Source organism: Bacillus sp. 1780r2a1 (assembly GCA_024134725.1).
Taxonomy (GTDB): domain Bacteria; phylum Bacillota; class Bacilli; order Bacillales; family Bacillaceae_H; genus Priestia; species Priestia aryabhattai_A.
The window spans coordinates 843,445-861,149 of the sequence record CP099863.1 but is presented as its reverse complement, the minus strand read 5'-3'; the positions used below and the strand labels follow the sequence as shown (position 1 = coordinate 861,149).

Here is a 17,705-nt window from a genome sequence, read left to right as displayed (position 1 = left end):
TACTTCCTCCTCTTAATAATTACGGACGTCCAGCTGTTTGCTTATCCTTTAAATCACGCTTAATTTCAGCGCAACGACTTGGAGTTGGAAACAGCTTACCCGCATTTAGTAAATTTTCTGGGTTAAACACTTCACGAATGTTTGTCTGAGCCAAAATTTCCTCATCCGTAAAGACAAATTTCATTTCTTCTTTCTTTTCGATACCCACACCGTGTTCTCCTGTAATGGTTCCGCCAACATCTGCACAAATCTGTAAACACTCACTGCCTGCTTTTAACGCTCTGTCCGTTTCTCCCGGTTTTGCCATATCGAATAGAATGAGCGGATGTAGATTACCATCACCAGCGTGAAAGATATTCGCAATTCTTAACTCATATTGCTTGCTAACTTCGTTAATTCGCTCCAGCACTTCTGGCAGTTTGCTTCTCGGGATAACGCCGTCTTGTACTAGATAATCGGGTGAGATTGCTCCCATCGCTCCAAAACCCGTTTTCCGGTTTGCCCACCAGCTTGCTCGCTCTTGTTCATCTTTTGCTACTTTTACTTCTCTGACGTGATGCCGTCGACAAACGGCAAGAATTTCATCAATTTGTTCCCCAATGCCAGCTAAGATTCCATCCACTTCAATAAGCAATACCGCTTCAATGTCTTTTGGGTGGCCCACTGGGAATGCCGCTGCCTCGACACCTTCAATCGCAATCTTATCCATCATTTCAAGAGCAGCTGGAACGATACCCGCTGAAATGATGTCAGACACCGCTTGGCTTCCATCTGAAACATGGTCAAAATAAGCTAGCACCGTCTGCTTGGCTTCAGGGTTTTTTAAGATCCGAACTGTAATCTTCGTTACGATTCCAAGCGTTCCTTCGGAGCCAGTTAACAGTCCCAAAAGATCATAGCCTGGCGTATCCTGAATACCTTCTCCCCCAATAGTAATGATTTCACCATTTGGCAATACTACTTCAAGTGCTAAAATATGATTTGTTGTGACGCCATACTTTAAACAATGAGCGCCGCCTGCGTTTTCCGCAACGTTGCCTCCAATTGTACAACAGTATTGACTTGATGGATCAGGAGCGTAATAATAGCCTTTATCTGCAATTGAGTTTGTGAGCTTTAAATTAATGAATCCAGGCTCAACAACTGCCTGTCGGTTTTCAAGATCCACGCTCACCAAGCGCTTCATTCGAACAAGGCTAATAACTACTTCATTGTTGAGAGGAATTGCTCCACCGCTTAGACCTGTACCAGCTCCCCTAGCTAAAAACGGTAGATTATGCTTTGAGCAGTAGCGCACAACTTTTGCCACTTCTTCAGCATTCTCAGGGAAAACCACTGCTCTTGGCAGCTTGCGATGAACGGTAAACCCATCGCAGTCGTAAGCGAGCAGATCCGCTTCTTCATATAAGATGGATCCTCTCCCTTCTACAAGAGCAGCCAGCGCTAGGATATGCACATCATTTGAACGAATTTTTTTCTTCTTCATGAGCGATACCCCTTTTCTTCATCTTCTTTTTCATACGCCCACTGCAGCAGCTGAACCGTATGGACAATCTTTTGGCTGCGACCGTATTTTTTTACACCCATTGCCATTTGAAGCATACAGCCGGGATTTCCCATAGAGATTAGCTCAGCATCTTCGGGCACGCTTTCCATTTTGCTTTTTAAAATTTCACCTGCCATTTCTGGATTGGTCATATTATAAATCCCAGCGCTGCCACAGCACCGATCGGCATTTGGCATATGCACCATTTCCACTCCCGGTATGTTAAGAAGTAAATCGCGCGGCTCTTTTCTCACGCCTTGACCGTGCGCAAGATGGCAAGCATCATGATAAGTAATCGTTGTGTGTAAAGACGCGTTCGGTTTTTCATAACCCGTATCGTATAGGTATTTTGAAATGTCCTGAACTTTGCTGGAAAATGCTTTGGCTCTGTCGTACCATTCCGTTTCTTCCTCTCGAAACAGCTCGGGATATTCTTGCAGCATACAGCCGCATCCCGCTGCATTTACAATGATGGTTTCGTCATTTTCAAATGCTTCAATGTTTTGTTTTGCAAGCTTCCTTCCCATATCTCGGTCACCAGCATGCACATGCAAAGCACCGCAGCACGTTTGGTTTTTCGGAATCGTCACGTTGTTTCCGTTGCGCGTTAACACTTGAATGGTCGCATCATTAATATCGCTGAACATCACGTCCATGACGCATCCAGTTAAGAAGGCTACGTTTGCTTTTGCTTCATTATTGGCAGGAATCGTTGTTTGTTTCTTATATTTTTTTTGTACAGGCTGTTTAATATCTGGCATGACTGCTTCCATTTCAGCTAAATGCTTTGGCATTACGTTCATAAGCCCCGTCTTTCGAACAGCTTTTTGCAGCCCGCTTTTTTGATAAAACTTTAGCAGTGAACCGACGGACTCTAGACGTCGCTGGTGTGGAAATAACCCTTTTAAAAAGAACTCGTTTACGGTTCCTTTCACACCGGTAAGCGGCATCGCTTGGCGGATTTGTCCGCGCGCTTCTTCAATCAGCCCCCCAACGTCCACATCAGCTGGACAGGCCGTCGTACAGGCTCTGCAGTCTAAGCAATCAAAAACTGGATCAATCAGCTGTTCGTTTACTTCAAGCTTTCCTTCAGCTACGGACTTAATGAGGTGAACGCGCCCTCTTGGTGAATGCTGCTCTTGACCTGTTATTTCATAGGTTGGGCATGATTCCAAGCACATACCACAGTGCACACAGTCAGCCCATTTCGTTGGATCCGGCTTATCTTTCCATAAATAGTTTGTTAAGCTCTTCTCTGTACAGGCCGGCTCATTTACAACCTCTCCACTCATAAATCAAATCCCTCCCACAAATCGCTTATGATTTAACATTTTGTTCGGGTCTATCTTTGATTTAATTCCTTCGTATAAAAAGAAGTGAGCTGGCTTTTCTCCCCAAACATTAATTTGCTGACGAAGTACAAGCGGTGCGTGCGTAACAACTGCATACCCTTTTAGCTCATGAACTTGCTTACGCATCTCAGCAATCGCTGCTAGAACACCTTTAGAGTCACCACTAATGTCGATTTGACAAAGGCCTTGACCGATTCCTCCGTGTGCCCGAATGCGGACATCATATGAATTTGCAAGCACATCTGCGGTTTCTACTATCTTGAGGGCATCGAGATTTTTTACTCCTATCTTTAAACCCACTGTTAGAGAGTCACCTTGTGTAAAAGTAGCTCCATTAATCCCTGTTCGGTAAAACTGGTGCCAAAAGCGAATTCGCTCTTCTTCGGATTGAATGGAAACAACTGCTTGTGGTGCTCCTAATTTTTGAAGCACTTTTTCCTGGTAACGAACGGAGCTCTCAACGTCCTCCAACGCAATGGCTAAACAGTAAGCGTCTTCTCCAATTAGCTCTCTACTCAAAGAAGGACTCATGAGTTGTAGCGATATAGGCTCTAGCATAGAATCCAAAATCTGAGTTGCGAGAGACCTGATATTCATTAAAGCTCGACTCCGAAACGCAATAACAACAAGTGATTCACACTTTGGAAGCGGCCGAAGCTTTAGCGTAATTTCAGAAATGACTGCAAGCGTCCCCATTGAACCGATGAAAAGCTTATTCATATCGTAGCCGGCTACGTTTTTGACAACTTTTCCGCCAGAACGAATGATTTGCCCATCAGGATATACAAGCCTCATGCCAATGACAATATCTCGACAAGACCCATATCCATGGCGTTTAGGCCCGCTGTCATTTGCTGCTACAACGCCACCAACTGTTGCTATTTCTGGCCAATACGGGTCCAAAGAAAGTTGCTGGCCGTACGTAGCTAAATAATCTTGTAGCTCTTTAAACGGTGTGCCCCCTTTTACGGTAACCGTCATGTCACCCGGTACATGCTCCACAATTCCCTTATAGCGAGAAAGAGATAGCAAGATATTAGCAGACTGCACTAATCCGCCAAAGCCTCGCTTCGTACCTGCACCCATGGTGGATACCGTATATCCATGTTGGTTCGCATACGTTAAAACAGCTGCAATTTCGGCTTCAGAAGTGGGATAAACCGTAACCTCTCCTCCATTTCCAAGCAAGTGTGCTTCTGTTGTTTCCTGCACTTGTTCAGCAGAAAAAAGCGCTTGAAGGTCAGAAAAAAGTCGTTCTGCAATCATCAAACTCCCCCATCGAAATTCAATTTTTATGAAGACTTAGCGCTGGATGCGCGCTAAGCTTGTTTGTAGAATATTTTCAACAAGTTCTAAATGATTCAGCATGTGTATGTAGGCATCTTTTGAATTTGATTGTTTAATGGATTCATAGATGTGATAGTGGTGTGACGCAATCTCTTTTAAAATTGCTTCGTGTGGTTGAATGTACTGATAAAAATCAATCATTGCTTTTTGCATGGTCGTGGAAATAAACTGGATGAATTGAGTTAACATTTTATTGCCGGCTGCATGGACAATCACTTGATGGAAGTGGTAATCAGCCTCCCAATCATTTTCAAATGTTTTTGAGAGAGCTAGCTTTAATTTCTTTAAATCTTCTGGAGATCGATTTTTGGCAGCCATTTCAGCAATGCCTGGCTCCAGCATCTTTCGGACTTGAAATAGTTCTCGAACATCCTCTTCGCTTGGCAACAGCATCGTATACTGAAACATTTTAGATGAATCGAACTGACAAATAAACGTTCCTTCTCCTTGTTTCACATCAACGATCCCTTTACCTTTAAGCGCGGTAATGGCATCGCGAACCGATGAGCGCCCTACACCAAATAATGTGCATAGCTCTCGCACAGAAGGAAGCTTTTCTCCCGGCTTGAACTGACCTGAAGCAATCATAGCTTCAATTTGCTCTTCAATTGACTCTGAGATTTTTTTACGAGCGATTCGTTCTACGTTCACAATAACACCCACCTTTCAGTTATCACATATGTGATATGTTATCGCTTACATTTATTAAAGCACCTTCAGTTTTTGATTTCAATCATTTTTTTGAATTTACAAAAAATAAATTTGGTATACCGATCTGTGACATGAAAAAGGACACTCATTGAAACGAATGTCCTCCTTGATTCTACAATCTTATTCTACTAACTTCCATACGGCTGATGTACCTGGCGTATCACCAAGCGTCCACCATTGCGCTACATATGTGCGGTTTCCATACCTTACTTTCGAACCACCTGGATAGGCTTTTTGGACATTCCATTCCACTACGGCATCACTTACTAACTCCCACGCATCTGATGAATCAGGCTGATTGCCTTTGGTCCAGTATTTCGCTTTATATTCAAGTCCTTTATACTGAACAACCATACCAGCAGTATAAATTTTATTTTCACTCCACTCTTCTGCTGAAGAATTGCTGCTTAATGTTGAAACTTCTAGTGGCGAACTTGAAGCCGAAACGTTTCCCGCTGCATCAATGGCAAAGACCGTGTACGTATAGTTCGTAGCTGACTGCAGGTTTTTATCTACATAGTACGTATTCGAAGTCGTTGCAATTAGCTGTCCATCACGGTAGATTGCATATTCTTTAACGCCTACCTGGTCCTCGGATGGCGACCACATTAACTCAATGGAACTCTCTGACTCTTTCATACTATGAAGACCGCTTGGAGCTGTTGGAGCTTCCGTATCTTCAATCAATTTTTGAGTTGTAACCGCAACCACTCGACTAGCAGAGCTGCTGTTCCCTGAAAAGTCAATAGCTTTTATATAGTATTCATAGCTCGTTTCCGGCATAACGCTGGAATCTTTGTAAACTGTATTGGTGGTTGTCGCAATCTTTTCTCCGTTGCGGTAAACCTCATATTCTTTAATTCCTTGATTATCTGTTGATTTACTCCAGCTTAGCTCAACCGTTCGATCTGTAACGCTTAACGCTTCAACGCTTGCAGGAGCTGACGGTGGCTCTTTGTCAGTTGCTTCATCGTTGATTAAATTCACATCAATGACGTTATAAAAAGCATTAGGTGTATCCGCTACGTCCCATACACCTAAAATAACGTGATAGCCATTCCGATCTGTTGGCACGTTAATTTTATGACTTAAATTTGTATTTGCTGGTGTTCCATTATGATTCACTGTACCAATTAGTTCAAAATCTGACCGTTTTAAAGGTTCATTGGGATTCCAGCTCTTTTTCGTAATGTAATAATGCCACTTTGAAGTTGCATGGGGAGCCGTGTACTTCCACGTAAACGTATTTAACCCACCTTTTAAATCTTGCTTTTTCCAAGCATCTGCCGTTTGACGATCCATTACTTGATCAATTTGTCCCAGTCCTCCTTCTGCTGATGCGATATGCCCATCAGCAGGCCCGCGTTCTGGAAAGCCTTTGAGGCCTTCTACAGACTGAGGACTGTCGATGACTCTTCCATACTTCTCCATCGCAGCTTGCCAGCCAATAACCTGCTTTTCAAGCGATCCAACGTACCCTCTACTTGCCGGCTCCTGTATGTACCCATGAGCAGATGCATCACCAGCTGAAACCCACATGCCAAACGAGAGCACAGCGGCTGTCACGACGCCTTTTCCAATTGTTTTTTTCCACTTCAAAACTCATCACCTCATTTGTAAAGTCCACTTTATGACTAAGTGTCACTCTTAATTATAAGAAAATGAGCTCTACTGATTACTACAATCCGTCATTTTGATTCAATAGGTTTAGAAAAATGCAGAATAGTCTTGTCTTTTTTCCAGTTTTATACTAACAAGGAACTACTAGGATACGTACAAACGTTAAAAAACATATCACTAGACAAACACTTGTTTAAACAAGTATTTTAATAGTAAGCAATTTTTTATTGCTTCATACAGTTTATACTGAGGAGTTTATACATGATGCAAGAAGAATATATCACTTTTTTAAAAAGAAATGGCTATCATATTACTAGCCAACGTCGCGTATTGCTATCCTTTTTCTGTAGTCGCCAAAATGCCGAGCTGTCTGCTCAGCAAGTAATTGATCACTTGAAGAATACAAATAAAAAAATCAGCTTCGATACGGTTTATAAAAACTTATCTTTATTTGTAGAGCTAGGATTCTTAAATTGTAGAGAAGATGAAACAACAAAGACATTTTCATTGAATGTAGTTGATTCTCCCGTCCACTACTGAGAGAAGGTATTACATTTGCTCAATACAAAGAGCAAAAGAGTTCGCCACCATGAACACTTTTGCTCTTTTTTTATTATTCTTGGCTTAAACTTATAGCTTGCTTAAGGTCATCAATAATATCTTCAATTGCTTCTGTTCCAATTGATAAACGAATCAACCCCGGCGTGACTCCGCTTGCTATCTGTTCTTCAGGAGCCAACTGTTGATGTGTCGTACTCGCTGGATGAATAATTAGTGATTTGGAGTCTCCGACGTTCGCTAAATGAGAAAATAGCTGAACAGAATCAATAAGCTTTTGACCTGCTTTAATTCCTCCTTTAATTTCAAACGTCATAATGGCGCCTTGGCCTTGTGGCAAATATTTTTTAGCTAGTACATAAGATGAGTGACTTTCTAAACCCGGGTAACTTACTGATTTAACCGCTTCATGCTGCTCGAGAAATTGAGCTACAGCCAGTGCATTTTGGCTATGACGTTCCATTCGTAAATGTAAGGTTTCAAGCCCTTGTAAAAATAAAAAAGAGTTAAATGGTGATAGGGCTGCTCCTACATCTCTCAGTAATTGAACGCGTGCTTTTATAATATAAGCATTTTCTCCAACTGCGTCCGTGTAAACCACTCCGTGATAGCTTGGGTCTGGTGTCGTTAAACCTTTAAACTTCCCGCTTTTTTTCCAATCAAACTTACCGCTGTCCACAATGACACCACCGATTGAACTACCGTGCCCGCCTATAAACTTCGTGGCGGAGTGAACCACAATATCTGCTCCGTGTTCAATGGGACGAAGTAAGTACGGTGTTGGAAACGTGTTGTCTACGATTAAAGGAATATCATGACGATGAGCCACGTCTGCCACTGCTTCAATATCAAGAATATTCCCTTTAGGGTTACCGATTGTTTCAGCGAAAATAGCTTTTGTTTTATCCGTAATCGCATGTTCAAAATTACGGACATCACTAGCATCCACAAAATGCACCTTAATGCCAAGCTTCCCTAACGTATGGGCGAATAAATTGTACGTTCCTCCATAAATACTGGATGACGACACGATTTCATCGCCAGCTGACGCAATGTTTAAGATTGAAAACGTAATAGCCGACTGGCCAGATGCTACCGCGAGCGCTCCTGTTCCTTTTTCGAGTAGAGCTATTCGCTTTTCGAACACATCCGTAGTAGGATTCATAATGCGGCTATAAATATTCCCTTCACTCTGCAAGCTGAACAAACTAGCCGCATGTTCACTATCATGGAACACATACGAGGACGTTTGATAAATTGGAACTGCTCTTGACAACGTCGTCGGATCAACTTCCTGTCCTCCATGAATAGCTACTGTTTCAGGCTTCAACTCTCTTTTTTTCGTCATAATCATTCCTCCCCTTGTCTTGATTTCAACACAAGAACATTCTTTTACATAAACACAAAACCCTTTTTATTTTCACAAGAAATTAAAATTGCTTCCTACCTGACTCGTTTTCGATTAGCTGATTTGAAAGTTGCTGTAAAGCTGTATCTACTCGTCTTTTAATTTCGTCATCAAGAAAAGTAAGCTCAAGATGCTGATAGCTAATTTGGGAATCAACCAAATAAACCCCACTATTAATTTGTTGACTACCTAATATTGAGAAAAGAGGCTTAAAAGTATATTCCAATGACAATAAATGTGCAAACGAACCACCCGTTGCGACTGGTAATACAATCTTATCAGCTAACCCTTTTTCAGGAATTAAATCTAAGAAGGATTTTAAAATGCCAGTGTAGCTAGCTTTATACACGGGACTAACGACTATTACAGCTTGAGCTTGTTTGATTTGTGACAAACGATACTTTATGTCTACGCTGTTAAAATTAGCATGTAGCAAGTCTTCTGCGGGAAGGTCACGAACATTTATCGTTTCTACCTGGTGTTGTTTGCTTTCAAAATATTTCTTTAAATATGAAGCTATTGCCTCACTCCTAGAGGGCTTAGTGGGACTTCCTGAAATAATCACTATGCTCGACATAAACCATCTCTCCTTTTAATTGGGCTATATATTTAAGAATATGGTGTAACCTCGGGTAGTTTATGATTGAGTGCCCAACGATATAAGGATCATTAGTTGCATAATTAAATTTGAGGTTACCCATGGCCTTGATTCATTCTTAGTATATTTCTTGGCTTCTTCCAATGCCCCCTCAGCTATACCAAGTAGAATATAGATTAAGATTATTTTTGCAATATGCGGTCTGATTGTTGAGATTAGCTGACCTTCCTCTGTTTGAAAAGAACACAGTATCTCTACTTCATTAAATACTACAGTGCCATTATCCGTTTGTTTTTGTCCAAAACAGCTGATTTTCTAATGCTTTCTTGTAATGTTTATTCGTTTGCTCTGAAGAACCAAATAAATGAATAGATGATAAGCATAGAAAGTAGCAGGCAAATAAATATGCAACTGAACCATCTACTTTGGCAAAAGTTCTACAACTTCATGGCTAACCCTTCATCCGTTGTTTAACTTTCCAACACTCTCTTATATTTTGTAACTCTCTATTTCACAATTTCTTATAAACTGATGAAGTTTACCATTTAACCCCCCTGCTCCGAATTGAAAATACTTCTTTTTATCATTACTCTGTTCTTTAATAAATTCTAAAAACGCAAGAATATAAATGCGACGATGATGGACATTTACAATGTCGTACTCGTAAAACCAGCAATCGAGCTCATTATATATACCTTTAGTCACTTTATATTTCCTTTGACACCATAAGGAGAACTCCAAATCTGGCAGATTAAGATATTTGCTGTTGGTTATTCCACTTGTAATCTCATACTCTGTTAATTCCAACGCTTTTTGATTGAAAGACGTCATAATGTATTCTCCTTTCTGTAGAAATAAAGAGGCTCCCATTTAGTTTCAAATGGGAGCCTCTAGCTTTCTAGTCGGCAAGAATTGTATTTAATGTGCTTTAATTTATATTAATACAATAAAACATATTATTCCGATGTGTCAAGTATACTTTTTTTGTGAAAAATAAACAAATTATTTCAGTTAATTGCTTCCCGACCACTTTACATGTTTGTTATATATGGTAAAATTATCTCTAACTTTATATTACTTATCCAGAGAGGTGGAGGGACTGGCCCTATGAAACCCAGCAACCTTCAAACATTTGTTTGAAAAGGTGCTAATTCCTGCAAAGTTAGTTACTTTGCAAGATAAGAAGCATATTGCAGAATATGTAACCTCTCTATTTTATAAATAGAGAGGTTTTTTATATTTATAATACTATATTCAATGTACAGGAGAATGGAGATGCAAACTAAATTAGCCTTAGAAACATATAAACAACCTAAAGAGTTAACTTCATTTGAAATCACCTCTTTTATTTTCAATTTTTACAATTATGTTTGGAATCAAAATAAGCTAAATGAAATCCCTTCTTATTATGACAGTCAAGGAGTTATATATAATAAAAAATTTATAACCAGTGCTCAGATAAAAGCTGAAATTATTAAAACAATGGTTGATATCGGGGAAAGATCTATATTCATAGATAGCTTAACTTGTAATAGAATAGGCGGATTAAATGATTGGGACGTATCAGTCAATTGGAAGACAAGGTTATCAAATGAAAAGGTTAAAAATATACTAGGTACAACACACTTTCAAATTTATAATGCTAAGATTGTAAGGGAAACTATAACGCTTACTAAGTAAGTTGTTAAGATTATCGCTTGCTTAAACAGTGCATGTTTAATTTGAGTAATATCCATTACGTTTCCCTCCCTAATGTAGGTTTGCTTCAATTTTAAAATATTTATATAGTGCGGACCCCAGCTTTCACATCGCAACTAAAACCACAAGAAAAAACCGAGAAGCATTTACATCTTCTCGGCCTACTTTTACTGTAACAGCTTCCTATATATAATACATGAGAGAATCGTCTTGCTCACTCTGCTTGTTTATATTTTGTGCATGTAACGACTGCGTAGATTGGACCTTATTAACACGCTTCTGACGATTAGAAAACAGTAAACAAACGGAAAGAACGGAAGCTACTAAGCCTACAATTAAGGCACTCACCTGACATTCCTCCTTTATAGAATATATATATTCTATTTTACCACTAATGTACGTAAATGAAGCCTTTTTCTCCAAAATTTCCATCTACTTTTACAGATTTGTTGCTTGCTTCATTTCTGGTTTGGTTTCCCTATTCCCTTTCCTGCTTGATACGTAGCTATTTAACGCCATACCAGCAATAACAAGTATAATTCCAATACACGAAACGTATGTAGGTAGCGGCATGCCAAGCAGAATCATTTCACCAAGTAACGCAAACAATACTTCAAGCGACTGAGTAGCTTCCACTGCTCCGAGCTTTTTCATATCACCTGTAACCATATTAGTTGCTGCAAAGAATAAGACCGTCGCAATAACGCCTGAAAACAAGGCAACCCAGCCCGATTGAATGACCTGTGAAGCGCTAGGTGGGCCAGCAGTAAATAAACCATAAATGGCTAAGATAATCCAAAACGGCAAGCTGGCAATGGTCATTCCGAGCACGCGCTGATAAGCATCTAAACGATTGGATACAACCACCATCATCTTACGATTGCCAAGCGGATAAGCAAACGAAGCAACTAAAATTGGCAATGTGCAAAGCAATACGCTCATAAGCGATAGCGTTGTTGCGTGTTCAATTTGCATAACCGCTACGCCGAGTAAAATAATAAGCGACATCGCTAAGCTCTTAAAAGGTATTTTTCCTTTTACTTGAATAGGTCCCTTACTCGTTTGGATTGTTTCATAAAATAAAGGAGCTAAAAGCGAACCTGAGATAATCGTAATTTGCCACGTTCCCGCAATTAACCAGCTCGGGCCATACGCACTCGCATAACAAAGCGGCGCGTAGAATAATCCAAAGCCAATGGTGCTCCACATCACCCACTGCATCGGTGCTTTCTTCATTTCCGCAAACGTAGCGTTCAGCTTTTTCCTAGCGATGACGATGATTAACAGTAGTGGAACCATAAAGAAAAAGCGTAAGGAAGCACTCCAAATCCAGCTTCCACCTTCAACTTCCATCATACGATTTAAAACAAATGTAAACGCAAAGAAAAACGCCGAGCACACGCCTAATATAATTGGTTTCAATTCCTTAACCCCCGTATGTAACACATAATAATGTAAATAAATTGTAAAACCAATATATCGCATTTTGGTTATTTATTCAATGCTATTTTAGCGTATAAAAAAGAGTCCTCACGTTTGTGAAGACTCTTTACACCAATAGTTCTCCAAGACTTAGCCAGTTTTTCTCAACAAGGCCCGCTGCTTGTATTGTCTCCTCGCTTTGACAGACTTCAATGATTTTTTGATGCTCATTTACAGATTTAAATCCTTGTTCTGAAGAAAATTTCGCCACTTCCAACCGGTAAATTTTTGACTCACTTCGCTCTAACGCTAACACAATTTCAGGGTTAGCAGCAACTTCCAAGAATACGCGGTGAAAAGCTTGATCCGCTTCAATTGCACCAATGATATTGTTTTGTTCGACCGCACTCTCAAGTTCCGCATTATGACGAGCCAATGCTTTGAAATCTTCTTCTGTCAGATGCGGAACGGCAAGCTTAGTTGCCAATGCGTGAAGGACCGCAACAACGGTAAACGCATGCTTTGCTTCTTCAGGATTTAGCGAAGACACTTTGGTAATAGAGCCTGGAATCGATTCAACAAGCCCTTCATCTTCCAAGCGTTTTAACGCTTCTCGTACCGGCGTTCTGCTGACGCTAAATTTTTCAGCTAGCTCCTTATCATTCAAGCGTTGGTCCGGTGGAAACTCTAACGTAATAATTCCTTGTTTTAAAGTTTGATAAATTTCTTCTCGCAGTGATAAACGTTTAATGGGTTTAATCAATTCTCTTTTCATAAAACCAATATATCAAATGCTGGAAGTTTGTTCAATTCTGGACTCACTCGCCTTTTAGGTTAGGTTTATATATATTACGATTTATAAACAAAAAAAGTCCGTATTGTTTTACGGACTTTTTCGAGAACTTATTCTGCATATCCAAGTACTTTTAAAGCGGCCTTGACATGCGTATAGGTTTTTAAGATTGTAAAGTTTACTTGGAGGTCTCTCATTTTTTTCGCTACAGAAGGCGTAATACCCGTTACAATAACCTCCGTTCCAGTAATCTTAATTAAATCATGCAGGTTATAAATATAGGCTACCACATCTTCATCCATTTCTAATAAACCCGAGAAATCGATAATAAAATGATCATCTTTACTTTCATCAATGTATGTTGATACTTTGGATGCAATCATATGATATCGCTGTTCATTCAAAACACCAACAATCGGTAGAACAGAAACCCCGTCTTTTACTGGAACAATCGGCGCTGACATCTCCTGCATCTTTTCGTAGTAATCATAAATTACTTCTTCCTGCTTCTTTTTTTCCGTAATATCTTTTTGAACCCCGATAAAATAAAGCTCATCATCAATCCATGTTGGATCAATAAATAAGTCGTTCCAAAAAGGTTGGTTTTCTTTTGTATAGTTTAGAATTTGTACATTGACTGACTTTTCTTCACGGATAGCATCTCGAATTTGTTGTACCGTATCTCGATTGGTCTTTTCGCCTTGTAAAAAGCGGCAGTTCTGTCCTACGATCTCTTCTTTTGTGTATCCGGTCATATCCAGAAAACCTTGGTTCGCATAAACAATCGGATTATCGGGTAAAGCAGGGTTAGTTAAAATTAATCCAGCTCTTGTAAAGTCCAGGGCTTTTTTAATAAATGCTAGTTCTTCTACCTTATGATCATCATTTGCAAGCAAGCTCTTCTCTCCTTCTCAAGTATAGTATAAAGCGTGACTTCCACTATGTATTAGCGTAATTAACAACTTCTCTCTAATTCTGTCATATATTGTGCCTTTTTTCTATAAATTAAAACCATTTAAATATGAAAAAAGCTTACAGGATTGTAAGCTTTTTTCGTATTAATCGATTAACTTTGTAAAGTTCACGCGTTTATGAATTGCTAGCATTACTGGAATTCCAACAAGCATGACTACAAACTCACCGATTGCAGTTGTTAACCATGTTAATAAAAACGGGAACCCTAGTGCTAAATGAAGCTCAAACGCAATGATAAACATGGTAAACGTAAAGATGAGCGTATTTATAATCATACGAGCAACTGTACCCTTCGCAAACTTCATCGCAAAGATCATTAGTAATAACGAGATAAGTGATTGTCCTACCCCAAATACTAAATCATACGCTACCATTGGTGAGAAGAATAGGTTGGCTAAAAATACGCCTAGGACAATTCCATATAAATACTTCTTATTAAAAATGATCAAATGATTAAACATTTCCGCAATACGGAATTGAATATTTGTAAAGCCAAACGGCTGAATAAACATCGTTACCGCAATATACATGGCTGCAATAATGCCGTTGACTGCAAGTGTTCTTACTTTCATACTGCATACTCTCCTTAGTTTTTTTACGTGGGATGGTTCCGAACCACGTCTTACGCAAATACTAAAGAATCATACAGCAGCATGAAGTTTTAGTCAAGCCTTTCCGTTTATGTACAAAAGAGAGTCTCGGAAAAAACAAAATCATTCTTTCTCATAGAAGAATGATTTCGCTTCTACCATCATTAGGTGTAAAGATGCGTTCGTTTCATTGTGCTAAGGCCCCTCGCTTTACGTGAGGAGAAACCTGAGCCTCCTCGCTACGCTTGTGGGGCTCAGTCTTTTCACTGGATTTATTATCTTTTTTTCTGTACGAGTGAAAAATAAGCATGTTCCTACTATTTTGATAATTCCTCTTCTTTTAATGCAGTTGAAACCTTTTGCACCTCTTGTGTTTGTTCTGCTTTCTTTTTCTGTACAAACCAATACGCGCTTCCAACAAACAAAGCGCCTCCTACAATGTTTCCTAGAGTAACGGGAATTAGGTTATGAACCATGCCAGCTAAAGACACTGACTCAGGGTTAGGATGCAATAAAGCTAAGCCTAAAAACGTCATGTTCGCTACGCTATGCTCATATCCAGAGGCCACAAACGCAAACAACATCCAAAAAATCAGCATCATTTTAGCAGCGTCATTTTTCGTTCGAGAAGCTGTCCAAATCGCTAAGCACACAAGCCAGTTACATAGAATCCCTCGAAAAAACAGCTCGCTCATCGGCAAATTCATTTTTTTCGAAGCAATTGTCATCATCAAATGCCCCTCATCAATTCCTTTAAATAACCCTGTTCCTACTATTAACAAGCAAAGGATGAAAGCACCAAGTAAATTCCCAACAAAACACCACGCCCAGTTTTTCAGCGTATCTCTCCACGTCGTCACTCCGGACAACGTGCTAATTGTGTAAAACATATGATTCCCCGTAAACAACTCTGCTCCAGCGAACGTCACAAGCAATAACGCTACCGCAAATGATAAGCCCATAACTAGCGATACAACCGGCAGCGACATTTGTGCAAGCGGAGCTCCCACTGACAAGGCCAGTACAACGCCAATTCCTACATAAGCCCCCGCTAGAATTGCCAACAGTAAATAGCTCGGCAGCTGTTTGTTAAGGTGATCTGTTTTCTGGCGAGCTGCTTCCGCCATCGACTCAAGTGAATCTTTAAACAACTGTCTTCCTCCTCTAAATATCATCTCTTTAACTTTACATTGTAATGGGGATTGGAGGAGAATTCTATCTTTTGTTTATAGCTGCTATAAATAATTTATTCTGTTGTAAATACATCTCATTTATTTTCTTTTTATGAGTCAAACTAAATGTAGGAGGGATCGCGGTGAGAAAAAGAAAAAGTAACGTGAAAGTAAAAAGTAGTGAAATTATATTACTTATACTCTTTAAGGGTATCTTTTTAGTAGGCTATGTTTTATATTGGATTGCTTTTTTTATCGATTATTTTATAGCTGTATCTAAAGGCTGGAACTATCTTCAATGGGGATATGGAGTCGCTCTCTTTATAGCTTTTCTTTACTCTCTTTATAATTACCGCTCATTAAAACAAAAAATGCGCTCGCATAACCAAATGTTAATTGAGAAACAACGCGAAGAAAAGAAATTACAAGAATTAAAAAAGTTAGCCGACCTGGATAAGTTAAAAGCTATGCATCCTAGAGAATTTGAGTTTTACATAGCTGATTTATTTTCGACTAAAGGATACGAAGCCATTGTAACATCAGCAAGCGGAGATGGTGGCAAAGATATTGTTTTAACAAGAGAAGGAAAAACTTCAGTAGTAGAATGCAAAAGGTATGCTCATAAAAAAATTGGACGTCCGGATATACAGAAATTTCACAGTGCGCTAATTGATTCTCAAGCCATTGAAGGCTTTTTTGTCACTACTAGCTGTTTTGCTAAAACATCTATACAATATGTACAAGACAAACCTATTCAGCTAATTGATGGTGAAGCGTTAATTAATCTAATACATGATATAAAGAATTCACCGACTTTTGAATAAGTTAATAGCTATATTATTGAATTATTTATAAAAGCCCCTGTTTTACTATAAAGAAAACAGGAGCTTTAGCATCAAATACTTATATTTTTTACGTTAAAATTCACATTTTGATTTATTGTTCGTTTCTAATATAAACTAGCTTATTTTTGCAACCCCTTAATAATCGTATCCGTATTCCACTGCATCATTTTTAAATACGTATCTCCGTCTTCTCCCTTCTTTCCAAGTGAGTCCGTGAAGATTGTACCTGCAATCGGTACCTGCGTTTCTTTTGATACAGTTTCCATACTGCGTTTATCTACGCTTGTTTCTACAAACAATGCTGGAATTTTATTTGTTTCAATTAAACTTACCACGTCTCGAATTTGATCAGGCGTACCTTGGCTTTCGGAATTGATTTCCCAGATATAACCCGTCTTTATTCCGTATGCATCTCCAAAGTATTTAAAAGCTCCTTCACTCGAAATTAAGAAGCGCTTTTCTTCAGGAAGCTGTTGGATTTTTTTTACCGTATCATCGTGTAGTTTTTGAAGCTCTGCTATATACTCTTTAGCATTTCTCTCATAATACTCTTTGTTATCAGGATCCTCTTTAACAAGTGCTTTCTTTACATTTTCAGCGTATAGGATGCCATTTTCAATGTTCATCCATGCGTGTGGATCAGGCTCTTTTTCTAATCCTTTTGTTTCTAGATAAATAGGCTCTACCCCTTCACTCACCCGGTAAACAGGCGCATTCTCACCTGATTTATCTGCTGTTGTCAATAACTTGTTAAACCAAGCTCCACCTTCTTCTAGATTCAACCCATTATAAAACACAGCGTCTGCATCCGTCATTTCCATTACGTCTTTTGGTAGCGGATCGTATTCATGAGGGTTCTTTCCAATTGGAACCAAACTATGAATCTCAACCTTTTCCCCCCCGATTTGATTAACAATATCATAGATAATGGAATAGGTCGTAACAACTTTCAACTTTTCACTATTCGCTTCGTTTCCATTGGTGCTGCTGGAACACGCAGCTAGTGCAAAAATCAGTAGACTAATTGCCGACAGTAACCAAATTTTCGACTTCATCTTTATCCTCCAATC

The 17,705-nt window shown here is 39.4% G+C and carries 18 protein-coding genes and 2 riboswitches; of the genes, 3 read left to right on the top strand and 15 right to left on the bottom strand.

Annotation, left to right across the window (positions count from 1 at the left end):
- Positions 1-19 precede the first annotated feature (19 nt).
- The 5 genes from NIZ91_04445 to NIZ91_04425 form a co-directional block, all read right to left on the bottom strand.
- Complete coding sequence (locus NIZ91_04445) at positions 20-1,486, bottom strand: FAD-binding protein (GenBank protein USY55909.1); 1,467 nt, start codon at positions 1,484-1,486, stop codon at positions 20-22.
- Positions 1,483-2,838, bottom strand: a complete 1,356-nt coding sequence (locus NIZ91_04440; GenBank protein ID USY55908.1) for a (Fe-S)-binding protein — start codon at positions 2,836-2,838, stop codon at positions 1,483-1,485. The genes NIZ91_04445 and NIZ91_04440 overlap by 4 nt, the downstream gene beginning before the upstream one ends.
- A gap of 3 nt (positions 2,839-2,841) precedes the next feature.
- Positions 2,842-4,164 (bottom strand): FAD-binding oxidoreductase, encoded by a 1,323-nt coding sequence (locus NIZ91_04435; protein USY55907.1) that lies wholly within the window; start codon positions 4,162-4,164, stop codon positions 2,842-2,844.
- Between the two features lie 36 nt (positions 4,165-4,200).
- The gene (locus NIZ91_04430) at positions 4,201-4,896 is read right to left on the bottom strand and encodes a FadR family transcriptional regulator (GenBank protein ID USY55906.1); all 696 of its coding nucleotides are present in this window, start codon (positions 4,894-4,896) and stop codon (positions 4,201-4,203) included.
- A 180-nt stretch (positions 4,897-5,076) separates the two neighbouring features.
- Positions 5,077-6,555: a lytic polysaccharide monooxygenase gene (locus NIZ91_04425; protein ID USY55905.1), complete on the bottom strand. Its 1,479-nt coding sequence runs from the start codon at positions 6,553-6,555 to the stop codon at positions 5,077-5,079.
- A 282-nt stretch (positions 6,556-6,837) separates the two neighbouring features.
- Between NIZ91_04425 and NIZ91_04420 the strand changes: the two genes are divergently transcribed.
- A complete protein-coding gene (locus NIZ91_04420) occupies positions 6,838-7,116 on the top strand; it encodes a transcriptional repressor (GenBank protein ID USY55904.1) in 279 nt (92 codons plus the stop codon).
- A 73-nt stretch (positions 7,117-7,189) separates the two neighbouring features.
- Here NIZ91_04420 and NIZ91_04415 read toward each other — a convergent pair whose 3' ends face one another.
- From NIZ91_04415 to NIZ91_04405, 3 genes are all read right to left on the bottom strand, one after another.
- A complete protein-coding gene (locus NIZ91_04415) occupies positions 7,190-8,482 on the bottom strand; it encodes a homocysteine synthase (protein ID USY55903.1) in 1,293 nt (430 codons plus the stop codon).
- Positions 8,483-8,564: 82 nt separating this feature from the next.
- On the bottom strand, positions 8,565-9,119 hold the full coding sequence (gene ssuE / locus NIZ91_04410) for an NADPH-dependent FMN reductase (GenBank protein USY55902.1): 555 nt from the start codon (positions 9,117-9,119) through the stop codon (positions 8,565-8,567).
- 510 nt (positions 9,120-9,629) lie between these two features.
- Positions 9,630-9,971, bottom strand: a complete 342-nt coding sequence (locus NIZ91_04405; protein ID USY55901.1) for a hypothetical protein — start codon at positions 9,969-9,971, stop codon at positions 9,630-9,632.
- A 244-nt stretch (positions 9,972-10,215) separates the two neighbouring features.
- A riboswitch (SAM riboswitch) is annotated at positions 10,216-10,325 on the top strand.
- Positions 10,326-10,415: 90 nt separating this feature from the next.
- Here NIZ91_04405 and NIZ91_04400 point away from each other — a divergent pair.
- Complete coding sequence (locus NIZ91_04400) at positions 10,416-10,820, top strand: hypothetical protein (GenBank protein USY55900.1); 405 nt, start codon at positions 10,416-10,418, stop codon at positions 10,818-10,820.
- Positions 10,821-11,021: 201 nt separating this feature from the next.
- On the opposite strand, the gene NIZ91_04395 is transcribed toward NIZ91_04400, so the two are convergent.
- The 6 genes from NIZ91_04395 to NIZ91_04370 all read right to left on the bottom strand — a co-directional run bounded on the left by NIZ91_04395 (position 11,022) and on the right by NIZ91_04370 (position 15,769).
- Entirely contained in the window at positions 11,022-11,186 is a 165-nt protein-coding gene (locus tag NIZ91_04395) for a hypothetical protein (protein ID USY55899.1), read from the bottom strand.
- Between the two features lie 90 nt (positions 11,187-11,276).
- On the bottom strand, positions 11,277-12,260 hold the full coding sequence (locus tag NIZ91_04390) for a multidrug resistance efflux transporter family protein (GenBank protein ID USY55898.1): 984 nt from the start codon (positions 12,258-12,260) through the stop codon (positions 11,277-11,279).
- Between the two features lie 127 nt (positions 12,261-12,387).
- Positions 12,388-13,035, bottom strand: a complete 648-nt coding sequence (locus NIZ91_04385) for a GntR family transcriptional regulator (protein USY55897.1) — start codon at positions 13,033-13,035, stop codon at positions 12,388-12,390.
- A 128-nt stretch (positions 13,036-13,163) separates the two neighbouring features.
- A complete protein-coding gene (locus NIZ91_04380; protein USY55896.1) occupies positions 13,164-13,949 on the bottom strand; it encodes a PAS domain-containing protein in 786 nt (261 codons plus the stop codon).
- 162 nt (positions 13,950-14,111) lie between these two features.
- The gene (locus tag NIZ91_04375) at positions 14,112-14,600 is read right to left on the bottom strand and encodes a QueT transporter family protein (GenBank protein ID USY55895.1); all 489 of its coding nucleotides are present in this window, start codon (positions 14,598-14,600) and stop codon (positions 14,112-14,114) included.
- A gap of 8 nt (positions 14,601-14,608) precedes the next feature.
- A riboswitch (PreQ1 riboswitch) is annotated at positions 14,609-14,653 on the bottom strand.
- A 282-nt stretch (positions 14,654-14,935) separates the two neighbouring features.
- Positions 14,936-15,769 (bottom strand): formate/nitrite transporter family protein, encoded by an 834-nt coding sequence (locus NIZ91_04370; GenBank protein ID USY55894.1) that lies wholly within the window; start codon positions 15,767-15,769, stop codon positions 14,936-14,938.
- 164 nt (positions 15,770-15,933) lie between these two features.
- On the opposite strand from NIZ91_04370, the gene NIZ91_04365 reads away from it, so the two are divergent.
- Positions 15,934-16,614 carry a restriction endonuclease gene (locus tag NIZ91_04365; GenBank protein USY55893.1) on the top strand — a complete coding sequence of 227 codons (681 nt, stop codon included), beginning with the start codon at positions 15,934-15,936 and terminating at the stop codon, positions 16,612-16,614.
- A gap of 140 nt (positions 16,615-16,754) precedes the next feature.
- Here the strand turns inward: NIZ91_04365 and NIZ91_04360 are convergent, their stop codons facing one another.
- On the bottom strand, positions 16,755-17,690 hold the full coding sequence (locus NIZ91_04360; protein ID USY55892.1) for a metal ABC transporter substrate-binding protein: 936 nt from the start codon (positions 17,688-17,690) through the stop codon (positions 16,755-16,757).
- Positions 17,691-17,705 lie beyond the last annotated feature (15 nt).